The following is a 24,758-nucleotide window of genomic DNA, read 5'->3' on the forward strand; positions in this document are numbered from 1 at the left end:
GAGACCATGACCATCACCGAGACCGGCCGCCTCGCCCGCCGCTTCGCCGACCTGAAATCCGCCGGCCGCGCGGGGCTGGTGGCCTTCGTCACCGCGGGCGACCCGGACCATGACACCAGCCTCGCCATCCTGAAGGGTCTGCCCGGGGCCGGGGCGGACGTGATCGAGCTCGGCATGCCTTTCACCGATCCCATGGCGGACGGCCCGGCCATCCAGGCCAGCAGCCTGCGCGCCCTGGCGAACGGGGCCCGCATGAGCCGGACGCTGGAGCTGGTGCGGACCTTCCGGGCCGGGGACCAGGACACGCCCATCGTGCTGATGGGCTATTACAACCCGATCTACAGCTATGGCGTGGACCACTTCCTGGCGGATGCGAAAGCGGCCGGGGTGGACGGGCTGATCGTCGTGGATCTGCCGCCGGAGCAGGATGAAGAGCTGTGCCTGCCGGCCCTGAAGGCGGGGGTGAACTTCATCCGCCTGACCACCCCGACCACGGACGATCTGCGCCTGCCGACCGTGCTCGCCAACACCTCCGGCTTCGTCTACTACGTCTCTATCACCGGCATCACCGGGGCGGGCAGCGCCAGTGCCGGCGATATAAGCGGGGCGGTGGAGCGGCTGAAGCGCCATACCAGCCTGCCCATCGCGGTCGGCTTCGGCATCACCACGCCGGAGGCGGCGGCGGAGGTGGCGAAGGTGGCCGATGCCGCGGTGGTCGGCTCCGCCATCGTGCGGCAGGTGGAAGCCAATCTGGATGCGGAGGGCCGCCCCACGCCGGAGCTGGTGCCCGCCGTGCTGGATTTCGTCCGTGCCCTGGCAGAAGGTGTCCGCGGCGGTCGGGGCTAGCTTTTCGCCCCGGCCTTCTTGCCGGCCAGCTCCAGCGCCGCCACGCCGGCGATCACGATGGCGGCCCCCGCCAGCTCCAGCGGGCCGAGCTGTTCGCCAAGGATGATCCAGGCGGCGGCCAGGGTCACCACCGGCCCCACCAGGGACAGCCGGCTGGCCCGCTCCGCCCCCCAGCGCCGCACCCCTTCATTCATCAGGAAGAAGGGCAGCACGGTGCAGACGGCGGCGATGATGGTGCCCCAGGTGAAGGCCTGAAGGCTCGGCACCTCCGGCACGCCATGGCGCAGGCCGAAGGGGATGACGATCAGGAAGGTGATGGTGTTGGACAGCACCGTGAAGCGGGCCGATCCGGTGCGCTTCATCACCGGCCGGCTCGCCACCAGGAACAACCCGTAGGTCACGGCGGAGGTGAAGGCCCAGGCGGCCCCGACCCAGTAATCCGCCGCCGCGGCGGCACCGCCCGCCGCCGGCCGCAGCACCAGCAGCAGCCCGCCATAGGTGGCGGCCATCAGCACCACGGTGCGCAACGCCGGCATCCGCCGCTCGATCGCCGCCATGGCCAGCAGGATGATGGCCGGATAGGTGAACAGCACCAGCCGCGACGTGCCGGCATCCAGATAGACCAGCGCCCGGAAATCCGCCTCCGTCGCGATGGCGAACAATATCCCGGTCGGCACGCACAGCAGCACGTCGCGCCAGTGCAGCGGGGCCTGGTTCGGCTGCTTCAGGAAGAACTGGTAGATCAGCCAGAACATCGGGACCGCCAGCCCGAAGCGCAGCAGCAGGATGCCCGCCACGTCCACCCCGGCCCCATAGGCCAGCTTGGCCACGATTCCCTTGAAGGCCAGCGCCGTGGTGGCGCTCAACACCAGCAGGGGGGCGACGAGGCTGGCGCGGTCGCCCGTTCGTGCAGCGCCGGCGGGTTCGGCCGGGGCTGTTGCGGCAGGGGCGGGGATGATGGGGGCGGAATCGGCAGTGCTCATGCCGGATAAGCTGTACGTGCCGCCATGATAAATCCAATTGATGATGGTTTTATCAGCTATAAGCTCTGCTAATGAACGATTTCGACCTCCGCCAGCTTGCCGCCTTCCTGCACATCGCCGAAACTGGGAGCTTCACGGAGGCGGCGCGGCGGCTGAATCTGACCCAGCCGGCCCTGTCGGCCCAGATCCGCCGGCTGGAACAGGCGCTGGGCGAGCGGTTGCTGGACCGCACCGGGCGGGGAGCCGTGCCGACCGAGGCCGGGCTGCTGCTGCTGGACCGGGCGCGGCAGGTGATGGACGGGGTGGACGGCATCCGCAGCGCCCTGGCGGAGCGCAAGGGCGTGGTGACCGGCCATGTCACCATCGGCCTGCCGCCCAGCGTCGGCATCTTCCTGACCGCCCCGCTGGTGACGGAGCTGCGCGCCCGCCATCCCCGCCTGAACCTGACGGTGACCGAGGAGTTGAGCGGGCTGGTGCGCGACGGGCTGCTGGGGGAGCGGGTGGATGTCGGGCTGCTCTATCAGGGCGTTGTCAGCCCGGCGCTGCACACGGAACAGGTCGCGGCGGAGCCGCTGCATCTGATCGCGCGACCGGATGCGGGGCTGGAGCCCGGGCGGCCGGTCCCCTTCGCCGCCGTGGCCGGCCGCCCCCTGCTGCTGCCCGGCCGCCGCCACGGGCTGCGCGCCCTGCTGGAGGCGGAGGCGCAGCGGCAGGGTATCGCGCTGGAGGTGGTGGTGGAGGTGGACAGCCTGGCCGGCCTCTCCTCCCTGACCCGCCAGGGCATGGCCTGGACCATTCATGCCCCCTCCGCCTACCGGGATGAGCTGGCGGCGGGAACGCTGGTCTCCGCCCCGCTGGTGGAGCCGGCGGTGCTGCGGGAGATCGTACTGGCCTGGCGCAAGGACCGCCCGCTCAGCCGCGGCAGCGCCGCAGTGGCGGAGGTGCTGCGGATGCTGGCCGGGCGCTGGGCGGATCAGGGCGGATAGGCCGCCCGCCGACCCTTCAACGCCTCCCAGAAATCCAGGTCGTGCCGGGCCAGGGGAACCAGCGCCAGGGTGCCGGACGACACGTCGATGGTGAAGCGGAACTGGGTCAGCAGCCCCAGCCCCACCACCCCGTCCACCCCGGCGGGCAGCCCGTCGCCGCCCAGCAGGCTGCCCTCCAGCACATCCACCTCCACATGGGAGATGGCGAGGCGACCCAGCTCGACCCGCTCCACGCTCAGGGTGGCGACCTCCAGCGGGCCGGCGGCGGTGGTGACCTCCGCCCGCCGGCCGGGGCCGTAGCGGGCGGTCAGGCCGAGACGCCGCGCCGCCTCCTCCGTGATGGTGATGTCGCTGGTCGCGCCGGTATCCACGGCCAGGATCACCGGCCCGCCATCGATGGCGAGGGTGACGCCGGGCAGCTCCCCTCCCGAGAGCGGCAGGATTTCCGCATCCGCCGGGGCCGGGCCGCCCGGCGGGGACAGGGTAACGGTGCCGGCCAGCACGTCCACCGTGACCGCATAGGCCTGGAACAGCGGCCCGCCCAGCAGCCCGGCGATGTCCGGCCGCCCGGCCCGCCGGGTGACACCGGCCGGCAGGTCCATCACCGCCATCCTGGTGTCGCGCAGGGTCAGCGCGCCCAGATTCATCCGGTTCACCGTGGCGAAGCGGGCCAGGCTGAACCCGCCCCAGCTCGCCCCCACCGCGAAGCCGCTGCGCCGAAGCCCCAGCCGGTCGGCCACGGGTTCCGCCAGCAGGTGCGTACCGGACAGGCCGCTGTCCAGCACCAGGGGGAAGGGGCCCAGCCCGTTGATCCGGGCCGGCACTACCAGCTCACGCGTGTTCCGCTCCAGCGGCAGCACCACCGGCTCCGCCAGCTCCGGCGGCGACTGCCCCGGCATCTCGCCGCAGGCGGGAAGGATCAGGAGGAGGAGAAAAGCGAGAAAGCGTCCCATGCCCCATCAACATGGGGCGGCGCGTTTCGGATGCCTGCCTCACCCCTCGCCGGGGCGGCTCTTGGCGATGGCGCGGGACAGCATCACCACGGGGATGATGCCCACGGCCACGATGGCGATGGCGGCGGTGCTGGCCTCGGCCAGCCGCTCGTCGCTGGCCAGGGTGTAGACCCGCACCGCCAGCGTGTCGAAATTAAAGGGCCGGACGATCATCGTCGCCGGCAGCTCCTTCATCACATCCACGAACACCAGCAGCCCGGCGGTCAGAAGGCTGCCCTTCATCAGCGGGGCGTGCACGCGGGTCATGGTGCGGCCGGGGCCGTATCCCAGCACGCGGGCGGCCTGGTCCATGCTGGGGCGGATCTTGCCCAGGCTGGCCTCCACCGTGTTGAAGCTCACCGCCAGGAAGCGCACCAGATAGGCATAGACCAGCGCCACGATGGTGCCGGACAGCAGCAGCCCGGTGGAAACGCCGAACTGCGCCCGCATGAAGCCGTCCACCGCATTGTCGAGGGCGGCGGCGGGGATCAGGATGCCCACCGCGATCACGCTGCCCGGCACGGCATACCCCATGGAGGCCACCCGCGCCGCCCCGCGCAGCAGCGGTGTCGGCTCAAGCCGCAGCCCGTAGGCGATCAGGCTGGCCAGCGCCACGGCGGCCAGGGCGGTGATCCCGGCCAGGGTGAAGCTGTTCGTCGCCAGCGTCAGGAACACCGGCCCGAACAGCGCGTCGCCCCCCTCCAGCGTCAGCTTGAACAGCACGCCCACCGGCACGGCGAAGCCCAGCAGCAGCGGCAGCAGGCAGGCCGACAGCGCAGCCGCCGCCCGCCAGCCGGTCAGCTCATAGCTGGGCAGGGGGCGGTAGCGGCCGGTGGAATGGTGGTAGCGGGCGCGGCCGCGGCTGGTCCGCTCCATCGCCAGCACCACCAGCACGAACAGCAGCAGCACGCCGGCAAGCTGGGCCGCGGCCACCGGTTCGCCCAGCGCGAACCAGGTGCGATAGATGCCGGTGGTGAAGGTGTCGACGGCGAAATACTGCACCGTGCCGAAATCGGCCAGGACCTCCATCATCGCCAGCGCCAGCCCCGCCACGATGGCCGGCCGCGCCAGCGGCAGCGCCACCCGCAGGAAGGTGCGCCACGCCCCCGCACCCAGCGTCCGGCTCACCTCCAGCACGCACACCGACTGCTCCAGGAAGGCGGCGCGGGCCAGCAGATAGACATAGGGGTACAGCACGAAGGACAGCACCGCGACGGCCCCGCCCAGCGACCGGATTTCCGGGAACCAGTAGTCCCGCCGGGTCCAGCCGAACGTCTCCCGCAGGGCGGTCTGCACCGGCCCCACATATTGCAGCAGGTCGGTATAGGTATAGGCCATCACATAGGCCGGCACCGCCATGGGCAGCAGCAGCGCCCATTCCAGCGCCCGCCGGCCGGGGAAGCGGCACATGGTGACCAGCCAGGCGGTTCCCACCCCGATCACCAGCACGCCGGTTCCCACCCCGGCCATCAGCGCCGCCGTGTTGCCCAGGTACCGCGGCAGCACGGTGGAGGCCAGATGGCTCCATACCCCGTCGGTGGGCACCATGATGCGGCTGCCCACGATCAGCACCGGCAGCGCCACCAGCAGCGCGATCACCAGCGACGCCGCCAGCCAGCCGCTGGGCACGGTGCGCCGCCATCGCGCCCCGGTCGGGTGCTGCGGCGGCCCGGAATCCGGGCTGACGGGGATGGACAGGTCGGAGAGCGGGCGGTCAACCATGGTGCCACCCTTTTCCCACGTATTGCGACCGGTTCGCAAGCCACGGGAACCGTGGGCAGCCACCCGCCTGGCGCATCCGCCCCCGAACCGACCCCGAACCGGCCCCGTTGCTGCAACATTGGAAACATGCAGGACATCCACCCGACATGGCGGAACCTTAACCCTTTCGATCCGAAGGGGTCCGCCGGCCCTTCCGCTATGCTTTCCCCGGAACCCCCTACGCGCCCCGCAGAGAAGCCCGTGACCATGTTCGACGCCCCGCCTGTCCAGATCGTCCCCTTCCAGCCCGGCCATGAGGCGGAGGTGCGCCGATTGGCCGACCGCTGCCTGGGCGACGGCTATCTGGGCGACCTCTCCCCCGTGCTGTCCCGGCCCGGGCTGGTGTTCGGGGTGGCGCTGGCCACCGGCGGTACCGGCGCCGAGGGGGAGGGGACCGGCGGCGACATCGCCGGCTTCGTCTTCGGCTGGCGTCTCGCGGCGGGGGAGCTGGACGGCCTCTACCCCGCACTCCGCGACCAGCCCCGGCCGGAGCCGCTGCTGCGGGCGGAGGCGGCGGGCCATCTCGCCATCCTGAAGACCATCGCCGTCGATCCGGCGTGGCAGGGCCGCGGCCTGGGCGGGGAGCTGTTCCGGGGCTGTGCGCAGCGCCTGCGGCTGGACGGAGCCGACGGGCTGGTGGTGCCGGCCTGGACCATCGCCGGCCGCCCCAATCTGGGCCCGGTCCTCACCCGCGAAGGCTTCCACCCATTCGCCGAACTCCCCCGCCCCTGGGCCGAGGACTGCGACCGCCACTCCTTCACCTGCCACCACCGCAGCCAGGACGAGGGCTGCATCTGCGGCCTGCGCCTGTACGGCAAGCCGGTGTGAGAGGGGCCCGGAACGGCCCGTAGGTCGGTGCGAGGCGAAGCCGAGGGCCGACATCCCGCCCCACAGCGCGTCGGCCCTCGCTCCGCTCGCACCGACCTACGGATCATTGGCTCTACGCGGCTGCAGGCGTCAGGATCAGGCGGGCAACAAGGTCAGGCTTCGTGGAGGCGTGCTGGATGTCGTAACCGACTGGTTGCCCATCTGCGCCATAGTCTACGATGACGTCCGGCTCGACCTCTACGGTGCGGGCGGCAGGCAAGGGGCGAACTTCGATATAGAGGCTGTCCGTACTCGGATCGTAGCTGGTCTTCATCGCTCCTCAGCCCTAATCCGGGAAGGCATTGTGAACAGTCTCGCCGTCCGACAGTAACACAACACGCAGATAGCACCCCAGTGTCTCGGAGTAGACGTAGAGTCTGATGCGCCCATCTGTTTGCGTCTCCTTGCCATTCGGCGCGGAAACGATCCGGCGTATCTCAAGCGGATCGAGATAGGGCCGGCGCGGCAGAACACTGTTGGCAAAATACCGCGTCCGCCAGAACGGTGGCGGCGGCAGGCGCTCGGGTTCGTCATGATCCATCAGCCCCGCGCCCCCTGGTTATGATCAGACTCGCATATACCACTTATAGAAGATTGGCAACTTGGCGGATTGATGCTTGTCCGTGCACCCATCCCCCGCATCCCCCGCACCCCCCACCTGCGCGCTCCCCCTTTGACTCCGGGCGGGTTCGGCCCCATCTATGCGCGCCATGGGAATCGAGAATCATAGCAAGCAGTTCGCCGGGGCCACGCCGCGGGCGGATGGGAAGACGAACCTTGTGGGGCTGACCCGCGAGGAGCTGGAATCGTGCCTGACGGCGGCGGGGCTGGAGAAGTTCCGGGCGCGGCAGGTCTGGCACTGGATCTATTACCGCGGGGTCACCGACTTCGCCGCCATGACCACGCTGGCCAAGCCGGCGCGGGAAAAGCTGGCGGAAAGCTTCGTCGTGGACCGGCCCAGCGCGGTCAAGGACCTGAAATCCACCGACGGCACCCGCAAATGGCTGTGCCGCATGCCCGACGGGCAGGAGGTGGAAACGGTCCATATCCCGGAGGAGGATCGCGGCACGCTCTGCGTCTCCTCCCAGGTGGGCTGCACGCTCACCTGCCGCTTCTGCCATACCGGCACCCAGCGGCTGGTGCGCAACCTCACGGCGGACGAGATCGTGGGCCAGGTCATGCTGGCGCGCGACCATCTCGGCGAATGGCCCAGCCCGCCGGACGGGCGCATGCTCTCCAACATCGTGATGATGGGGATGGGGGAGCCGCTCTATAACTACGAGAATGTCGCCCGCGCGCTGAAGATCACCATGGATGGGGAGGGCATCGCCATCTCCAAGCGGCGCATCACCCTGTCCACCAGCGGCGTCGTGCCCCTGATGAAGCGCTGCGGGGAGGAGCTGGGCGTCAATCTGGCCGTCTCCCTCCACGCCGTGAACGACGAGCTGCGCGACCGCATCGTGCCCATCAATCGGAAATATCCGATCAAGGAGCTGATGGAGGCGGTGCGGAACTATCCCGGCCTGTCCAACGCCCGGCGCGTGACCTGGGAATATGTCATGCTGAAGGGCGTCAACGACAGCATGGCCGACGCGCGGGAGCTGGTGCGGCTGCTGCGCGGCATTCCCAGCAAGGTGAACCTGATCCCGTTCAACCCCTGGCCGGGCGCGCCCTTCGAGTGCAGCGACTGGGGGCAGATCCAGAAGTTCGCCGACTTCGTCAACAATGCCGGCTATGCCAGCCCGATCCGCACCCCGCGCGGCTCGGACATCCTGGCCGCCTGCGGCCAGTTGAAGAGCGAGAGCCAGCGCCCCACCGCCGCCCAGAAGTCGGCCCAGCTCGAAACCCACAAGGCGCTCGCCGCCGAATACGCCGCCCGCGTGGCGGAAAAGGAAGCGGTGCTGGGGATCTGAGGGGGCGGCCGGGCTTTCGGTCCGTGCGGTTCGTTCGGAGAAGGGTCTGAAGCCCCCTCACCCCAGCCCTCTCCCCGCGGGGGAGAGGGGGCTGCTGGCAGCGCTCTTCCTATCGGTTCTATCCTCTCCGTCGGCTTGCCTTGGCTGCGATGGCCTCGGTTAGGGAGATCGGCCGGGCTGTCGATGCGGGCAGCGGACCCCTTCCCCTCTCCCCGCCGGGGAGGGAGCGGTCAGACCGTCGCCCGCGATTCACGAGGGGGCGGACCCGCCCACCTAGCCATCCGGCCGTGGGGCCGCTTCCCCTTCCGGATTGCATGACGCCCCGTTTCCCGCCAATCTCCGAACCCTTCGCATTCGCAGCAAAGGGATGACGGGAATGGCGTGCAGGTTGGCGGAGTTGTTGGGCGGGGCGGCACTCGGGGCATTGCTGGCGGGGGCCGCGCTGGCGCAAGGGCCCGCTCCCGCCACCGCTCCCGGCGGCCTGCCCATCAACCAGCCGCTGCCGCCCTTCCCCGGCGCGGATTACGACCCCGCCATTCCGGCGCTCGAAGCCGTGACCGGCTTCGGCTTCGGCGCGGACATGACGCCGGTGGCCGATATCCGCCGCTATTTCGATGCCCTGGCCGCCGCCGCCCCCGACCGGGTGCGGCTGGTGGAGTACGGGCGGAGCTGGGAGGGCAGGCCGCTCTTCTACGCCGTGATCTCCAGCCCGCGGAACATCGCCCGGCTCGACGCGGTGAAAGGCGGGATGCGCCGGCTGGCCGATCCCCGCGCCACCGACGCCGCCGCGGCGGAGGAGCTGATCGCCGGGCTGCCCGCCGTGGTCTGGATCGCGGCCTCCGTCCATGGGAACGAGGTCGGGCCGGCCGATGCCGCCCTGCTGACCGCCTATCATCTGCTGGCCGCGCGCGGCGATGCGCGGGTGCCGGAGATGCTGGACAATGCGGTGGTGGTCATCAACCCCTTGCAGAACCCGGACGGGCGGGCGCGCTTCCTGGCCTCCACCATCGCCGCCCGCGGCCTGCTGCCCGATCCCGACCTGGATTCGGCGGAGCGGGACGAGCCCTGGCCGGGCGGGCGCTTCAACCACTATGTGTTCGATCTCAACCGCGACTGGTTCGCCCAGACCCAGCCGGAAAGCCGCGGGCACACCAGCGCCATCCTGGACTGGCATCCGGTGGTGCTGGCCGACCTGCATGAGATGTACACGGACGAGAGCTACTTCTTCCCGCCCGCGGCCCAGCCCACCAATCCCTGGATGCCGGAGCGCATGGCCGCGGCCCGCGAGCTGATCGGCCGCAACAATGCCCGCTGGTTCGACGATCTGGGGCTGGACTACTTCACGCGGGAGGTGTTCGACCTCTTCTACCCCGGCTATGGCGATGGCTGGCCCTCCTACCAGGGGGCCGTGGCGATGACCTATGAGCAGGGCTCCGCCCGCGGGCTGCTGGCGCGGCGCAGCAATGGCGACATGCTGAGCTTCGCCGACACGGTGCTGAGCCAGACCGTGGCCGCCCTTTCCACGGTCGAGGTGGCGGCGAAGAACCGGCAGCAGTTCCTGCGCGGCTTCTACGAGGATCGCGTCCAGGGCGTGGAGGAGGGGCGGCGCGACAGCGGCCGCTTCCTGATCATCCCCGCCCAGGCCGACCGTGCCGGGGCGGACAAGCTGGCCCGGCTGCTGGCCCGGCAGGGGATCGAGGTGGGGCGGGCCGATGCGGCCTTCAGCGCCTGCCGCGCCCAGTACCAGCCCGGCAGCTACGTCATCGACACCGCCCAGCCGGCCCGCGACCTGATCCGCGTGCTGATGGAGCCGCAGGTGCAGCTCGACCCCGCCTTCGCGGAGGAGCAGGAGCGGCGGCGCGCCCGCGGCCTGCCGGACGAGATCTACGACGTCACCGCCTGGTCGCTGCCGCTGCTCTACAATCTGGATGTCGCCGCCTGCAACCGGGTGGACGCCGCCACGGCCCCGCTGCCGCCGGAGGAGCCGAAGGGCGAGGTGGTGAACCCGCAGGCGAAGCTGGGCTTCCTGGTGCCCTGGGGCGATGCCGCGGCCACCCGGTTCCTGACGGCCGCACTGGCGGAAGGGCTGTGGGTCAAGTCCGCGGACGAGGGCTTCACCCATGGCGCCACCGCCTATCCCGGCGGCACGCTGATCCTGGAGCGGGGGCGCAACGCGGACGGCCTGGCCGAAGCGGTCCAGCGCATCGCGGCCGCCAGCGGGGCGCGGGTGGTGGGCGTGGACGATAGCTGGGTCACGGCGGGGCCGAATTTCGGCTCGGAAAAGGTGGTGCAGGTGCAGGCCCCGCGCATCGCCATGGCCTGGGACGAGCCGACGGACCCCACGGCCGCCGGCTCCGCCCGCTTCGTGATCGAGCGGCAGATGGGCTGGCCGGTCTCCGCCATCCGCACCGACCGGCTGGCGGAAACCGATCTCTCCCGCTTCGACGTCGTCATCCTGCCCTCCGGCCGCGGCTATATGGGCCGGTTCGGGGAGGACGGGGCCGCGGCGCTGAAGGGCTGGGTGGAGCGCGGCGGGGTGCTGATCGGGTTGGGCGGGGCCATGCGCTTCCTGGCCGATCCGGACGCCGACCTGCTTTCCATCCGCCGCGAGGACGCCGCCGCCATGCCGGCGGAGGGCGAGGAGGGCGGAAAGCCCAAGCCGAACGGCGATGGCGACGAGGAGGGCAAGGGCCCGACCGTGCCCGGCACGCTGATCGCCAGCGCGGAGGAGCTGAAGGCCGCCATCGCCCCGGAAAAGCGCCCGCCCGACAGCGTCGCCGGCGTGCTGCTGCGCGCCTCGGTGGAGGGGGAGCACTGGCTGGGCGCCGGCGTGAAGCCGCAGGTGCATGTGCTGATGCAGGGGGCCGACATCTATACGCCGACAACGCTGGACAAGGGCGTCAACGTCGCCAGCTTCCTGGCCCCGGACCAGTTGCTCGCCAGCGGCCATATCTGGGAGGAGAACCGCCGCCAGCTCGCCTTCAAGCCCTTCGTGGTGGCGGAGCAGGTGGGCAAGGGCCACATCATCGGCTTCACGGCCGATCCCACCGCCCGCGGCTTCATGGAAGGGCTGGGCACCCTGCTGGCCAACGCCGTGTTCCGCGGCCCGGCCCACGCCCGCTGAGGGCTCAAGGAAGGGAAAGGGGGGAGGGCGTTCAGCCCTCCAGCCCCCGGGCCATCACGGCCAGCACGTCGGCCGGCTCCACCTCGCGGCAGCGGAAGGACCGGCCGATGCCGCGGGCCAGGATGAAGGTGACCTTGCCGTCCTTCACCTTCTTGTCCTTGGCCGTGTGGGCCAGCAGCGTTTCCGGCCGCCAGTCGCCATGGGGGGCGGCCTGCTTCAGATGGGCCGCGCCGACCGGCAGGCCGGCATCGGACAGGTGACGGCGCACCCGCTCCGCATCCTCCGCCGGGCACAGCCCCATGCGCACCGACAGGTCGAAGGCCATCGCCATGCCGATGGACACCGCCTCCCCATGCAGCAGCGCGGCGCCGTAGCCGGCCTCCGCCTCCAGCGCATGGCCGAAGGTGTGGCCCAGATTCAGCAGCTCGCGCAGCCCGCCTTCCTTCTCGTCCCTGGCCACCACGTCGGCCTTGGCCAGGCAGCTCACCCGGATGGCGTGGTTGCGGGCGGCCGCATCGCCCTCGATCACCGCCCTGCCGTTCGCCTCCAGCCAGTCGAAGAAGCCGGGATCGTTGATCAGCCCGTACTTCACCACCTCGGCATAGCCGGCCAGCAGCTCCCGCCGGGGCAGCGTGTCCAGCACGCCGGTGTCGGCCAGCACCAGCCGGGGCTGGTGGAAGGCGCCGATCAGGTTCTTGCCGTGCTTGGAATTGATGCCGGTCTTGCCGCCGACGGAGCTGTCCACCTGCGCCAGCAGGGTGGTCGGCACCTGCACGAAGTCGATCCCGCGCAGCGCGATGGCCGCCGCGAAGCCGCCCAAATCGCCGACGACGCCGCCGCCAAGGGCCACCAGCGCCGATTTCCGCTCGATCCCGCGGGCCAGCAGCCCGTCCATGACGCCGCCCAGGGCGGTCCAATCCTTGGACGCCTCCCCCGCCGGCACCACGATGGGCTCCGCCACCGGCAGCCCGGCCGCGGCCAGGGAGCGCATCAGCGGGTCCAGATGCAGCCCGGCCACGGTGCTGTCGGTCATCACCACCAGCTTGCGGCCCGGCAGCACGCCGGCGATGTGCCGGCCGGCATCCTCCACCAGCCCGGGGCCGATCAGGATGTCGTAGCCGCGCTCCCCCAGCTCGACCCGCACCGTCTCGACCGCGCCGGCTTTTCCAGCGTCCATCGCCATAGAGTTCACCGTTCATTCTCCTGGGATGCGGATTCCTGCGGCGCGGGTGCGCCCAGCAGATGCAGGTGCAACGCCTCCACCACCCGGTCGGTGGTTTCCTCCAACGGACTGTCGTCGCTGTCCACGGTCAGATCGGCTTCGGCATAGACCGGATAGCGCTTTTCCATCAGGCCCCGCAGGATCTCCCGCGGGTCGCCGGACCGCAGCAGCGGGCGGTGGTCGCGCCTGGCGGTGCGCTGGACCAGCAGGTCCAGCTCCGCCCGCAGCCAGACGGACAGACCTTTCTCCCGGATCAGCGCCCGTGTCTCCTGGTCCATGAAGGCTCCGCCGCCGGTGCTCAGCACATGCACCGGACCATCCAGCAGCCGGGCGATCACCTTGCGCTCCCCGTCGCGGAAGCCGGCCTCCCCGAACCGCTCGAAGATTTCGGGGATGGTGCAGCCGGCGGCGGCCTCGATCTCATGGTCGGCATCGACGAAGGGCAAGCCCAGCCGGGTGGCGAGCCGACGGCCGATGCTGGTCTTGCCGGCCCCCATCAACCCGACGAGCACGATGGTGCGCGGGATGATCTCGGCCGGGATATGGACGCGCAGATGCGTCATGGAACGTCCTCTGGCGGGCGGTCGCTGCCCCGGCCGGCGTTGCCAGCCCTCATGCTGGACGCTACAGTGCCGCCCGTCCGGGATATGCCTGCCACTGGTCCGATCCATAGCACAGCCGATCCGCCTGTCCCAACCCCGCTGCTCCCGCGCCCTGTCAGGCTCCGCCATGACAGGCGGGCGGGAGCATCCGTTCCTGTCCGATTCGAGCATCCGGTGCGATGAACACACTCATAAAGATTCTTCTCCTTCTGGTCCTGGTCGCCATTGTGGGTATCGGCGTCTTCCTGGCAACCTGGGACATGCCGCCGCCTTCCGCACCGGTCGAACGGACCATTCCAGATGAGCGCTTCAGCCGCTGACCTCCGCCCAACCGCCATATTGGTCCGGGCGCTGACCCTTGCACTGATATTGGGCGCCGCACCGGCGGCCCTGGCGCAGCCTACCCCGCTCGGACCATCCCCGCTCGGCCCCGCGCCGGTGCAGGAGCAGCCCGCCGCTGAAGCGCCGCAGCCGCAGGGCGGCGCTCCTCAGCCGGGACCTTCGCAGAGCGGCGCACCCCTGCGGCTGGTCCCGTTCGGGCAGGCGCAGCAGCCGGCGGCGCCACAGCCCACCGCCCCAAGCGGGTTGGAGGTGGAGGCGCTGGGCACCCTGTCCGTCGACGGCGGCGGCACGCTGATGCCCGGTTCCGGCGGCCTGCCGCAGGATGCCTGGGCCGGTACGCCGCGCCCGCTGGCCGAAGGGCTGATCGCCACACTGCCGGAACGGATATCCTCCGCCGCCATGCGGGCGGCACTGTCGCGGCTGCTGCTGTCCGACATCGCGCCTCCCGCCGGGGAGGCGGGGGAGCGGGGCTTCGCGGCCCGGCGGCTGGAGCGGTTGGCGCTGCTGGGCGACTGGGCGGGGGCGGAAGGGTTCGCGGCCAAGGTGCCGGCGGCGCTGGAGGATGAGGCCACAGCGCGCGCCTGGACCACCGGGCGGCTGCTGGCCGGCAATGCCGAAGCCGCCTGCGCGGAGGTGGGGGAGAATGTCCGCCGCTTCCAGGACCCGGTCTGGCTGAAGTTCCAGATCGCCTGCCAGATGCGTGCCGGCGAACTGGCCGCCGCCACGCTGGGCGTCGACCTGCTGCGGGAGCAGGGGGACGGGGATGAGGATTTCCTGCTGCTCGCCGAATCCGCCGCGGCCGGCCGCACCGCCCCGGTCAAGGGCGTGTTCCAGCCCACCGCCCCCCAGCTTGCCCTGATCCTGGCCAGCAAGCGCAGCCCGGAGCCGGAGACGCGGGTGAGCAGCCCGGCTGCGCTGGCGGCGCTCGCCCGCTCACCGGACGTGCCGATCGCGCTACGGCTCACCGCGGCGGAGCAGGCGGCTTCGCTGGGGCTGCTGACCCCGGCGGAGCTCACCGCCGTCTATCAATCCGTCAGCATCCCGGACAATGAGCTGCGGGACCCGCTGACCGCCATCGCCGACCGCCAGGGCGCACAGGCTCGTGCGCTGGCGGTGCAAGCCCTGCGCAACGCCGCCAGCCCCGGCATCAAGGCGGAGTTGCTGCGCGCCGCCGTGGCCGCCGGTGACCTGCCGCTTCTGTCCGGCACCTATGGCGCCATCCTGACGCAGGAGATCGGGCAGCTCGCGCCCAGCGGCACCTACGCCTTCCTGGCCCCCTTCGCTGCCCGCACCCTGCTGCTGCAGGGCCGTGCCGATCTGGCCCGCGCCTGGGTGGACATCGCGAGGGCGGAACTGCTGGGCGGGAATGCAGATCCGGCGCTGTTCTACCGTCTCTGGCCGCTGGCGGCCCTGAACGGGCTGGCCCGCCCCACCGACGTGGCCTTCGCAGAATGGGCAGAGGGGTTGGGGGCGACCCCGGACAACACGGATGCCATGGCCAGGGTCACCGGAGTGGTGGCCGTGATGTGGGCTGCTGGCGTGCCGATGGACCGTGCCGCGCTGGACGCCCTGTTGATCCAGGGCCGCACCATCCCGACCGGCGGCGCGGCCACTCCTCCCGATCCCCTGCTGGCAGCCCGGCTGGCCGAGGCCGCGGGGGAAGGGCGGGAGGCGGAGGCGTTGCTGCTGGCCGCCCACATGATCGGAAGCGGCGGTCCCGCCGCGACCGCCGCGCTCGACACTTCCCTGGCGGCGGACGGGCTGCGCCGGGCCGGGCTGGAGTCGGAGGCGCGGCGGTTGGCGACGGAAGCGGCAGCCGCCTTGATCGATCCCTGACGGACAGGCGCATGCCGACCACCCCAGCCGCCAAATCCCGCCCCGGCCGCCCGAAGAAGCCGCGTCCGCCCCTGCCGCCGCGGGTGGACGCCTTCCTGGACATGCTGGTGGCGGAACGCGGCGCATCCAAGAACACGCGGGAGGCCTATTCCCGCGACCTGGCCGACGCCGCCGCTTTCCTGACCCATACGGCCAAGGTGCCGCTGGACCGCGCCTCCAGCGATGAGCTGCGGGACTATCTGGCCCATCTGTCGGACGGGGAGATCAAGGCGAAATCGGCCACGCGCACGGTGGCCCGCCGCCTGTCGGCGCTGCGCCAATACTACAAGTTCCTGGTCAGCGAGGGGATGCGCGGCGACGATCCCTCCAGCGTGCTGGACAGCCCCAGGCTGGGCCGCCCCCTGCCGAAAATCCTCAGCGAGCAGGATGTCGGGCTGATGCTGGAGGCGGCGGCCCGGCGCGGCGGGCCGGAGGGGCGGCGGCTGATCGCCCTGTTGGAAATCCTGTATGCCAGCGGCCTGCGCGTGTCGGAGCTGGTGGGCCTGCCGGTGGGGGCCGTGACCCGCGACGGGCGCGCCCTGCTGGTCCGCGGCAAGGGCGGGAAGGAGCGGCTGGTGCCGCTGTCGCAGCCGGCCCGCGACGCACTCGCCGCCTACCTGCCCGACCGGCCCTATTTCATGGTGCCGGGGCGGGAGCAGAAGCAGCAGGCCTTCCTGTTCCCGTCACGCAGCGGCAGCTCCGTCCTGACCCGCCAGCGCGTCGGCCAGTTGCTGAAGGAGTTGGCGCTGGAAGCGGACATCGACCCCGCCAAGGTCAGCCCCCACGTCCTGCGCCATTGCTTCGCCACCCACCTCCTGGACCATGGCGCCGATCTACGCGCGGTGCAGAAGATGCTGGGCCACGCCGACATCGGCACCACCCAGATCTACACCCATGTGGTCACGGAACGGCTGAAACAGACAGTGGAAGAGCACCATCCGCTGGCGAAGCGGAAGGGCTGACGCCCTCAGCGCTGCTCCGGGTCGGCTTTAGGTGGGCCGCCGGACAGGGTCTCGCGGGCCGAGGGGGCGCTGCGGATCATGTCGCGCACGCTGGAGCGGGTGTTCGGGTCGCCCATGCTGCTGCCCATCTCGAACACCTCATAGGCGCGGGGCGGCGGCGGGGCGGCCTTCTCATACTCGCCGCGGATGGCCTCGAACTCGGCGCGGTGGAACTCGTCCACGGTCTGGAAGTCCGGCATCACCCGGCGCGGGGCGATCACGGTGATCTCCTCCATCGGCTCCTGGGTGTTGGGCGGCGGGGGCGGGCCGCCCTCTTCCTCAGGGGCCAGCGTCGGCTGCGGGCCGGTGGCCTTGGGGGCCAGCGGATTGGGCAGCGGGCCCTCGCCGCCGGGTCCCTGCTGCGCCAACACCGGGCTCGGCATGGCCAGGGCCGCCAGCAGAAGCAGGGCGGCGGGGCCGGCGATACGGCCGATGGCGGACGGGGTCATGGGCGAGCTCCGGTTCGGGAGACTGAACAGTAAGCATGAATGCGGCCGCCGTCCACGCAGTGGCGACGGTCACACCCTGCCAACAATCTGGGCATCCATAGGCTCCCGGGCCAGGGGCAGGCATGGGATATCAGACAGCGCCGCCTCCGGCCCCGCCCTCCTCATCGGCACCCGGCCAGCCGCCCAGCAGCGGGCGCATCCGCCAGGAGGCGGGGTTGCGGACCCGCTGCTTGCCATGCTTATGGGTCGGCACCGGCTCCGTCGGGCCGCCGGCGCGCACCGGCCTCTCGGCGAAGCGGCCCAGGCTGATCATCCGGTCATATGTGACGATGGCGGCGGCCACCGAGACATTGACGCAGAACTTGGTCGGGATCTGCACGATGTGGGCGCAACGCTCCACGATGGACTTGGACAGGCTGCCCCGCTCCGGCCCCAGTATGTAGGCGGCGCGCAGCGGATGGCGGAAGCTGGGCAGGGGGATCGACTCGTCCACCAGCTCCACCCCCACCAGTTGGCACCCCTCCGGCAGGGCCATGTCGGACGGCTTCTCCCAGGCGTAGAAGGGAACATGGTCCACCCCGCCGGACGTGTCCGTGGCACGGACCTCGTTCAGATCCACCCGGCCATTGACGGTGAAGATGAAGCTGGCGCCGAAGGCGTGGCCGGTGCGCAGGATGGTGCCGACATTGCCGGACTTGCTGATCCCCTCTGCGCCCAGGGCGAAATATCCACGCATGACGTACCTCTCCTGCTGAAGCCTTCCTCGGCCGGCGGGGTGCTTCTTGCACAGGCCATGGCGGCGGGGCAAGGTGTGCGCCGTTTTCGGACTCGAGCCCGAAGGCAATGAACTCTGGACCCAAGGGACATCATGTCCAACGATACCACTCCCCACCGGCACGGTCCGGGCTGCAGCCACGATCACGGCCATGACGCCCGGGACACCGGCGTCGCCGGGATCGCCCTGCCCGACGATGCCGCCAGCCCCATCCTGGTCGAGGTGACCCGCGGCAACATGGTGGAAAGCATCCATCGCGGCCGCGCCGCCGTGGTCCATGCCTCCGGCACGGTAGAGGCGGGCTGGGGCGACCGCAGCTCCCTGATCTATCCGCGCAGCGCCAACAAGTCGTTGCAGGCCCTGCCGCTGGTGGAGACGGGGGCGGCCGACGCCTTCCAGCTCAGCGACGCCGAACTGGCCCTGGCCTGCGCCTCCCACAGCGGGGAGCCGATGCATACCGAGCGCGTGGCCGCCTGGCTGAACCGCATCGGCCTCTCCGAAGCGGACCTGGAGTGCGGCAGCCACACGCCCTACAACGTCGCCGCCTGGGAAGCGATGCTGAAGCGCGGCGAGACGTCGACCCAGCTTCACAACAACTGCTCCGGCAAGCATAGCGGCATGCTGACCACCGCCCTGCACCGGGGGGAGCCGACCAAGGGCTATGTCGGCTACCAGCACCCGGTGCAGCAGCGCATCATGGGCACCATCGAGCAGGTGACCGGCCAGGACCTGTCGAACGCCCCCTGGGGCGTGGATGGCTGCTCCATCCCCACCATCGGCATCCCGCTGGAGGCGCTGGCCTTCGGCATGGCGCGGATGGCCGACCCGGTGGATTTGCCTGACCGGCGGGCGGAGGCGGCGAAGCGCCTGACCGCGGCCTGGGGCCGGCATCCGGAGATGGTGGGCGGCACCGGCACCTTTGACACGACCTTCATGGAGATGGTGAAGGGCCACATCCTGGTGAAGGCCGGGGCGGAGGGCGTCTGCTGCGTGGTGGTGCCGGAGGCCGGCATTGGCATTGCGGTCAAGATCGACGACGGTGCAAGCCGCGCCGCCGGCCCGGCCGCAGCCGCCATCCTGCGGAAGCTGGGCCTGCTGTCAGATGCGGAGTGGGAGGCGCTGCTGCCCCTGGTGCAGCCCGGCATTCCGAACCGCAAGGGCTTCGATTGCGGGGTGCTGCGGGCAGCGTTTTAGGGTTCCGTAGGTCGGATCGAGCCCATGGCGATGATCCGACGCGGTGGTGAAGACCGGTGGAAGTGTGTCGGATCATCGCCCTTCCAGGCCTCGATCCGACCTACGAAAAATCACGAAAAGGGAGGAAACGAACCATGCGGGCAGTGCTGTGCAAATCCTTCGGACCGCCGGAGACACTGAGCCTGGAGGAGGTGCTGGACCTGCCGTTGGGGCCGGGGCAGGTACGGATCGATGTCAAGGCGGCGGCGATGAACTTCGCCGACACGCTGATCATTGAAGGCAAGTACCAGGAGAAGCCGCCTTTCCCCTTCATCCCCGGCATGGAATGCGCCGGTACGGTGGCGGAAGTGGGCGAGGGGGTGCGCCATCTGAAGCCCGGCATGCGCGTCATGGCGCTGACCCGCGGCGCCTTCGCCACGCAGACCGTGGCCGATGCCGCGGCCGTGCTGCCGATCCCGGACCAGATGGGCTTCGCCGAAGCCGCAAGCTTCCCCGTCGCCTATGGCACCAGCCATCTGGCCCTGACCGACCGCGCCAACTTGAAGCCGGGGGAGACGCTGCTGGTTCTGGGCGCCTCCGGCGGCGTCGGGTTGACGGCGGTGGAGATCGGCAAGGCAATGGGGGCTCGCGTCATCGCCGCCGCCAGCTCCGCCGAAAAGCTGGATGTGGCCAAGGCCCATGGGGCGGATGATCTGGTGAACTACGCCACAGAGGACCTCCGCGCTCGGGTCAAGGAGTTGGCGCCCAAGGGTGTGGACGTGGTGTTCGATCCGGTCGGCGGCGACGTCTTCGACGCGGCGCTCCGCTGCATGGCCTGGGAAGGCCGGATGGTGGTGATCGGCTTCGCCGCCGGCCGTATCCCGCAGGTTCCGGCCAACCTGCTGTTGGTCAAGAACATCGCCGTGCTGGGCCTGTTCTGGGGCGCCTACCGCCAGAACAACCCGCAGCGGCTGGGGCAGAGTCTGATGGAGCTGCTGGGGATGTGGAGCAAGGGCCAGCTCAAGCCGCATGTCAGCCACAGCCTGCCGCTGGAGCGCTATGCCGAGGCTTTCGAGCTGCTCTCCGGCCGCAGGAGCACCGGCAAGGTCGTGCTGACGATGGAGTAGGCGGCGCGGCTTTCGGGGAGGAAGCCTGTCGGCCTGTCCACCCGCCGCCATCTCCGCACAAGAAAAAACCCGCCGCCGGTTGCCCGGCGGCGGGGTCTGATCGGTGGGCCGGGACGGTCTCGCTCAGACCCGGCCCACCGGAACTCCGGATGCTCAGTGCACCGTCTCGCCATGCAGGGCGAGATCGAGGCCATCGCGCTCGGCCTCTTCCTCGACCCGCAGGCCGACCAGCATCTTGGTGACGAACAGGATCACCGCCGTCGCGACGCCCGAGTAGACGATGGTGGCGACGATGCCCCAGATCTGGGTCAGCACCTGACCGGCATTGCCCTCGATCAGGCCGGGGGTGCCGCCGATCGCCTCACGGGCGAACACGCCGGTCAGCACCGCGCCGACAATGCCGCCGACGCCATGCACGCCCCAGACATCCAGGCTGTCATCGTACTTCAGCGCGTGCTTCAGGGCCGTGGAGGCGAAGTAGCAGAGCACGCCCGCGGCAAGGCCGATGACCAGCGCGCCGGACACGTCCACGAAGCCAGCGGCCGGGGTGATGGCGACCAGACCGCCCACCGCGCCGGAGATGATGCCCAGCACGGACGGCTTCTTCTTCGCACCCCATTCCACGAACATCCAGGCCAGCGCCGCAGCAGCGGCGGCCACCTGGGTCACCAGCATGGCATTGGCGGCGGAGCCGTTGGCGGCCACGGCGGAACCGGCGTTGAAGCCGAACCAGCCCACCCACAGCAGGGACGCGCCGATCAGGGAAAGGACGAGGTTGTGCGGCTTCATGTCGGCGGAGCCGTAGCCGGTACGCTTGCCCAGCATGATGCAGGCCACCAGACCGGCGACGCCGGCATTGATGTGCACCACGGTGCCGCCGGCGAAGTCCAGCACGCCGTCACCGGCCAGGAAGCCGCCGCCCCACACCCAATGGGTGACCGGCGAATAGACGATCAGGGACCACAGCGCCATGAACAGCAGCAGGGCCGAGAACTTCATGCGGTCGGCGAAGGCGCCGGTGATCAGCGCCGGGGTGATGATGGCGAAGGTCATCTGAAACATGATGAACAGCAGCGTCGGGATCGAGCCGCTGACATCCTCCGTGGTGGTCCCGGCCAGCAGCACGCTGCTGAGGCCGCCGACGAAGGCGTTGCCCTCGGCGAAGGCAAGGCTGTAGCCGACCACCACCCAGAGCACGGAAACCAGGCAGCAGATCGCGAAGCTCTGCATCACCATGGTCAGAACATTGGCCTTGCGCACCATGCCGCCATAGAAGAGGGCCAGGCCCGGAATGGTCATCATCAGGACGAGCGCGGTCGAAGTCAGGATCCAAGCGGTGTCGCCGGAGTCGAGCGTCGGCGTGTCCTGGGCAAACGCCAGACCCGGGACCAGTGCCAGGCACGCCGCGAGGAGAATAGTGGACAGACGATTCATATGGCTCCCCTTGTCTGTGGGCACGGGGCCGAGCGGCCGCCGCACACGCCGGGGAGCTTCGTATTCAAAGATCGTGCCGGTTTGGAAATCTGCGGAAAATCTCAGGATCGGTTGGCGCGTCCACCCCAGGGCATACATCTTTGGTGCGCAATAATTCGACCGATTGCCTGAAAAATAGGCAGACATCCGCCCTGCCGTTTCCTTGCTCTTTCCAGCCGCTTCAACGGCTTGTTTCCTGAGCCGTGCCGCCATTTCCGACCCGGACAGCCCTGCCCAACGGTCGATGCACAGGAAAAAGGCATATCGGCCTAATGGATGGTGATAGGCTGCCGCCTAGCCAGGGTGCCGCACCTGCGAATTTGTGGCAGGGTCCCCGCATTGGTGTCGCCTATGACTGGCCCCTAAGAATTAATACCGGTCCGAAATCGGCTTCCGCGCACGAAAGGGAGGGTACTTCGCATGTCAGCCCCGTCCTATGACGGTCAGATCGACCGCCAACTCGCCCAGGAACTGCGCCAAGCGCCCAAGCACGCCATCGCGCTGGTGCTGGCGGGCGGGCGCGGCAGCCGGCTGAAGCAACTGACCGACCGGCGCGCAAAGCCGGCCGTGCATTTCGGCGGCAAGTTCCGGATCATCGACTTCGCCCTGTCGAACTGCATCAATTCCGGCTTCCGCCGGATCAGCGTGCTGACACAGTACAAGTCCCACTCGCTGCTGCGCCACCTGCAGCGGGGCTGGAATTTCCTGCGCGGCGAGATCGGGGAATTCGTCGACCTGCTGCCGGCCCAGCAGCGGATCGACGAGACGAGCTGGTACCAGGGTACGGCGGACGCGGTGTATCAGAACCTGGACATCCTCAACACCCACCGGGCCGAGTGGGTGCTGGTCCTGGCCGGCGACCATGTCTACAAGATGGACTACGCCGCCATGCTGGCCCAGCACATCCGCACCGGCGCCGACTGCACCGTCGGCTGCATCGAGGTGCCGCGGATGGAGGCGACCGGCTTCGGCGTCATGCATGTGGATGAGACCGGGCAGGTGATCAGCTTCCTGGAAAAGCCGACCGATCCGCCGCCGATGCCCGGCCGGCCGGACATGGCGCTGGCCAGCATGGGCATCTACATCTTCAACGCCGACTTCCTGTACGACCAGTTGGAGCGGGACAGCCGCGACCCGTCCTCCTCCCGCGATTTCGGCAAGGACATCATCCCGTACCTCGTGCCGCGGGCGAAGGTGATGGCCCATTTCTTCGCGGACAGCTGCGTCTACAACCGCGCCCAGGGGAACGAGGCCTACTGGCGCGATGTCGGAACCGTGGACGCCTATTGGGAGGCGAACCTGGAACTCTGCAAGGTGTCGCCCTCGCTCGACCTCTACGACCGCAACTGGCCGATCTTCACCTATCAGGAGCAGCTGCCCCCGGCGAAGTTCGTGTTCGATGACGACGACCGGCGCGGCATGGCGGTGGACAGTCTGGTCAGCGCCGGCTGCATCATCTCCGGCTCGGTCCTGCGCCGGTCGCTGCTGTTCAACAAGGTCAGGCTCCACTCTTATAGCCAGATCACCGATACGGTGGTGCTGCCGGAGGTGGAGATCAGCCGCAACTGCCGCCTGACCAAGGCCGTGATCGACCGCGGCTGCCGCATTCCGCCCAATCTGGTGGTGGGCGAGGACCCGGAGGAGGATGCCCGCCGCTTCCACCGCACCGACAACGGCGTGGTGCTGATTACGCGGGACATGCTGGCCCGGCTGCCGGGGTAGACATCTTCCATGCGTATCCTGTTCGTTGCGTCGGAATGCTTCCCCTATGTGAAGACCGGCGGGCTGGCCGATGTCGCGGCAAGCCTGCCCCCGGCTTTGCGCGCGCTCGGCGCGGATGTCAGGCTGCTGCTGCCGGGCTATCCCGGCGTGCTGGACCGGCTGCGGGTGATGCGGACGGTGCGGAGCCTTCCCGCCCTGCCCGGACTGCCGGACGGCGCCCGTGCGCGTCTGCTGGGCAGCCTGGGGGAGGACGACCTCACCGTCTACGCGCTGGACGCGCCGGCCTTCTTCGCGCGCGAGGGCAATCCCTACCAGAGGCCGGACGGGCGCGACTGGCCGGACAACCACCTGCGCTTCGCCGCCCTGTGCCGGACGGCGGCGCTGATGGGGTTGGAGGGCGACGGCGACGGTTGGGTGCCGGACATCATCCACGGCCATGACTGGCAGGCCGGGCTGGTGCCGGCCTATCTGCGGCATGCCGGCTGGGTTTTCGACGGCAAGCCGGTTCCCGGCACCGTCTTCACCATCCACAATCTGGCCTTCCAGGGGCTGTTTCCGCCGGACGTTCTGCGTCCGCTCGGCCTGCCATCGGATACCTTCACCCATGAGGAGCTGGAATATTACGGCAAGGTCGGCTTCCTGAAGGCCGGGCTGGTCTATTCCGACCGCCTGACCACCGTCAGCCCGACCTACGCCCATGAAATCCAGGGGTGGGAGATGGGCTTCGGGCTGGACGGGGTGCTTCGCCGGCGTGCCAACGTCCTGTCCGGAATCCTGAACGGTATCGACCTCCGCCACTGGGACCCGGCGACCGATCCCTTCATCACCCAGCGTTACGATTCGGGCCAGCTTGATCGGCGGGCGGCCAACAAGGCCGACCTGCAGCGCGCCTTCGGGCTGGAGGTGCGGCCTGACGCCCTGCTGTTCGGTGTGGTCAGCCGCCTGACCCACCAGAAGGGCATAGACCTGATCGTCCAGGCGCTGCCGCGCATCATGGGATTGGGCGGGCAAGTCGCCGTCCTCGGCACCGGCTCGGCGGAGCTGGAGCAGGCGCTGGCCGACGCCAGCGCGGATCACAAGGGGCGGGTGGGCCTCCGCCTCGCCTATGACGAGGGGCTGTCGCACAGGGTGCAGGCCGGGGCCGACGTGCTGATGGTTCCGTCCCGGTTCGAGCCCTGCGGGCTGACCCAGATGTACGCCCTGCGTTACGGAACCCTGCCGCTGGTCACCCCGGTCGGCGGGCTGGCCGACACGGTGGCCGACGTGACCGAGGCGGCGCTGGCCCACCGGACCGCCACCGGATTTGTCACGGACGCGGTCGACCTGCCTGCCCTGCTCCGCGCGGTGGAGCGGGCAGCGGGACTGTACCGCCATGGCGAACTGTGGCGTCAGGTCCAGCGCACGGCGATGGGCCGCGATGTCGGTTGGGAAGCGTCCGCCCAGGCCTATCTCGGTCTCTATACATCCCTTCAGGTGGACAGCACTTCTATGTCCCAGTAAACTGTTCGCCGAGCTCCAGTTCTGG

Annotated in this window: 22 protein-coding genes; 12 read left to right on the forward strand and 10 right to left on the reverse strand. The window is 69.9% G+C overall.

The window, feature by feature from the left end; all coding sequences use genetic code 11:
* The first annotated feature begins 6 nt into the window (after window positions 1-6).
* On the forward strand, window positions 7-846 hold the full coding sequence (trpA, locus tag DOL89_RS15510; protein WP_119680473.1) for a tryptophan synthase subunit alpha: 840 nt from the start codon (window positions 7-9) through the stop codon (window positions 844-846).
* Here the strand turns inward: trpA and DOL89_RS15515 are convergent.
* Entirely contained in the window at window positions 843-1,829 is a 987-nt protein-coding gene (locus DOL89_RS15515; RefSeq protein ID WP_119679965.1) for an EamA family transporter, read from the reverse strand. The genes trpA and DOL89_RS15515 overlap by 4 nt on opposite strands.
* Before the next feature lie 71 nt (window positions 1,830-1,900).
* Here DOL89_RS15515 and DOL89_RS15520 point away from each other — a divergent pair, with 71 nt between their 5' ends.
* The gene (locus DOL89_RS15520) at window positions 1,901-2,815 is read left to right on the forward strand and encodes a LysR family transcriptional regulator (RefSeq protein WP_119679966.1); all 915 of its coding nucleotides are present in this window, start codon (window positions 1,901-1,903) and stop codon (window positions 2,813-2,815) included.
* Here the strand turns inward: DOL89_RS15520 and DOL89_RS15525 are convergent.
* A complete protein-coding gene (locus DOL89_RS15525) occupies window positions 2,803-3,768 on the reverse strand; it encodes a retropepsin-like aspartic protease (RefSeq protein WP_119679967.1) in 966 nt (321 codons plus the stop codon). The genes DOL89_RS15520 and DOL89_RS15525 overlap by 13 nt on opposite strands.
* Window positions 3,769-3,807: 39 nt before the next feature.
* Entirely contained in the window at window positions 3,808-5,529 is a 1,722-nt protein-coding gene (locus DOL89_RS15530; protein ID WP_119679968.1) for an ABC transporter permease, read from the reverse strand.
* Between the two features lie 240 nt (window positions 5,530-5,769).
* On the opposite strand from DOL89_RS15530, the gene DOL89_RS15535 reads away from it, so the two are divergent.
* The gene (locus DOL89_RS15535) at window positions 5,770-6,396 is read left to right on the forward strand and encodes a GNAT family N-acetyltransferase (protein WP_162937553.1); all 627 of its coding nucleotides are present in this window, start codon (window positions 5,770-5,772) and stop codon (window positions 6,394-6,396) included.
* Between the two features lie 112 nt (window positions 6,397-6,508).
* Here the strand turns inward: DOL89_RS15535 and DOL89_RS15540 are convergent, their stop codons facing one another.
* Both DOL89_RS15540 and DOL89_RS15545 read right to left on the reverse strand, forming a co-directional pair.
* Window positions 6,509-6,709 carry a DUF2283 domain-containing protein gene (locus tag DOL89_RS15540; protein ID WP_119679970.1) on the reverse strand — a complete coding sequence of 67 codons (201 nt, stop codon included), beginning with the start codon at window positions 6,707-6,709 and terminating at the stop codon, window positions 6,509-6,511.
* A gap of 12 nt (window positions 6,710-6,721) precedes the next feature.
* Window positions 6,722-6,976, reverse strand: a complete 255-nt coding sequence (locus DOL89_RS15545) for a hypothetical protein (protein ID WP_119679971.1) — start codon at window positions 6,974-6,976, stop codon at window positions 6,722-6,724.
* A gap of 169 nt (window positions 6,977-7,145) precedes the next feature.
* Between DOL89_RS15545 and rlmN the strand changes: the two genes are divergently transcribed.
* Both rlmN and DOL89_RS15555 read left to right on the forward strand, forming a co-directional pair.
* Window positions 7,146-8,348 carry a 23S rRNA (adenine(2503)-C(2))-methyltransferase RlmN gene (gene rlmN / locus DOL89_RS15550; protein WP_119680474.1) on the forward strand — a complete coding sequence of 401 codons (1,203 nt, stop codon included), beginning with the start codon at window positions 7,146-7,148 and terminating at the stop codon, window positions 8,346-8,348.
* Window positions 8,349-8,724: 376 nt separating this feature from the next.
* Entirely contained in the window at window positions 8,725-11,472 is a 2,748-nt protein-coding gene (locus DOL89_RS15555; protein WP_162937554.1) for a M14 metallopeptidase family protein, read from the forward strand.
* A gap of 31 nt (window positions 11,473-11,503) precedes the next feature.
* Here DOL89_RS15555 and aroB read toward each other — a convergent pair whose 3' ends face one another.
* Window positions 11,504-12,655, reverse strand: coding sequence for a 3-dehydroquinate synthase (aroB, locus tag DOL89_RS15560; protein ID WP_119679973.1), 1,152 nt, complete (start codon window positions 12,653-12,655; stop codon window positions 11,504-11,506).
* 5 nt (window positions 12,656-12,660) lie between these two features.
* On the reverse strand, window positions 12,661-13,257 hold the full coding sequence (locus DOL89_RS15565) for a shikimate kinase (protein ID WP_119679974.1): 597 nt from the start codon (window positions 13,255-13,257) through the stop codon (window positions 12,661-12,663).
* A 218-nt stretch (window positions 13,258-13,475) separates the two neighbouring features.
* Here DOL89_RS15565 and DOL89_RS24970 point away from each other — a divergent pair, with 218 nt between their 5' ends.
* The 3 genes from DOL89_RS24970 to DOL89_RS15575 are packed head-to-tail and all read left to right on the forward strand — an operon-like array spanning window position 13,476 to window position 16,475.
* A complete protein-coding gene (locus DOL89_RS24970; RefSeq protein ID WP_162937555.1) occupies window positions 13,476-13,616 on the forward strand; it encodes a hypothetical protein in 141 nt (46 codons plus the stop codon).
* Window positions 13,597-15,474 (forward strand): hypothetical protein, encoded by a 1,878-nt coding sequence (locus DOL89_RS15570; protein ID WP_162937556.1) that lies wholly within the window; start codon window positions 13,597-13,599, stop codon window positions 15,472-15,474. Before DOL89_RS24970 ends, DOL89_RS15570 begins: the two co-directional genes overlap by 20 nt.
* Before the next feature lie 11 nt (window positions 15,475-15,485).
* The gene (locus DOL89_RS15575) at window positions 15,486-16,475 is read left to right on the forward strand and encodes a site-specific tyrosine recombinase XerD (protein WP_119679976.1); all 990 of its coding nucleotides are present in this window, start codon (window positions 15,486-15,488) and stop codon (window positions 16,473-16,475) included.
* 5 nt (window positions 16,476-16,480) lie between these two features.
* Here the strand turns inward: DOL89_RS15575 and DOL89_RS15580 are convergent, their stop codons facing one another.
* Entirely contained in the window at window positions 16,481-16,963 is a 483-nt protein-coding gene (locus DOL89_RS15580) for a hypothetical protein (RefSeq protein ID WP_119679977.1), read from the reverse strand.
* Window positions 16,964-17,093: 130 nt separating this feature from the next.
* Window positions 17,094-17,699 carry an RNA methyltransferase gene (locus DOL89_RS15585; protein ID WP_119679978.1) on the reverse strand — a complete coding sequence of 202 codons (606 nt, stop codon included), beginning with the start codon at window positions 17,697-17,699 and terminating at the stop codon, window positions 17,094-17,096.
* 132 nt (window positions 17,700-17,831) lie between these two features.
* On the opposite strand from DOL89_RS15585, the gene DOL89_RS15590 reads away from it, so the two are divergent.
* Together DOL89_RS15590 and DOL89_RS15595 are read left to right on the forward strand one after the other, a co-directional pair.
* The gene (locus DOL89_RS15590; RefSeq protein ID WP_119679979.1) at window positions 17,832-18,932 is read left to right on the forward strand and encodes an asparaginase; all 1,101 of its coding nucleotides are present in this window, start codon (window positions 17,832-17,834) and stop codon (window positions 18,930-18,932) included.
* A 134-nt stretch (window positions 18,933-19,066) separates the two neighbouring features.
* On the forward strand, window positions 19,067-20,038 hold the full coding sequence (locus DOL89_RS15595; protein WP_119679980.1) for an NADPH:quinone oxidoreductase family protein: 972 nt from the start codon (window positions 19,067-19,069) through the stop codon (window positions 20,036-20,038).
* A gap of 153 nt (window positions 20,039-20,191) precedes the next feature.
* On the opposite strand, the gene DOL89_RS15600 is transcribed toward DOL89_RS15595, so the two are convergent.
* Window positions 20,192-21,472, reverse strand: coding sequence for an ammonium transporter (locus tag DOL89_RS15600; protein WP_119679981.1), 1,281 nt, complete (start codon window positions 21,470-21,472; stop codon window positions 20,192-20,194).
* Between the two features lie 459 nt (window positions 21,473-21,931).
* Between DOL89_RS15600 and glgC the strand changes: the two genes are divergently transcribed.
* On the forward strand, window positions 21,932-23,233 hold the full coding sequence (glgC, locus tag DOL89_RS15605) for a glucose-1-phosphate adenylyltransferase (protein WP_119679982.1): 1,302 nt from the start codon (window positions 21,932-21,934) through the stop codon (window positions 23,231-23,233).
* Window positions 23,234-23,242: 9 nt separating this feature from the next.
* Window positions 23,243-24,733 (forward strand): glycogen synthase GlgA, encoded by a 1,491-nt coding sequence (glgA, locus tag DOL89_RS15610; RefSeq protein ID WP_119679983.1) that lies wholly within the window; start codon window positions 23,243-23,245, stop codon window positions 24,731-24,733.
* Window positions 24,734-24,758 lie beyond the last annotated feature (25 nt).

It is taken from the genome of Indioceanicola profundi, assembly GCF_003568845.1.
Lineage (GTDB): Bacteria > Pseudomonadota > Alphaproteobacteria > Azospirillales > Azospirillaceae > Indioceanicola > Indioceanicola profundi.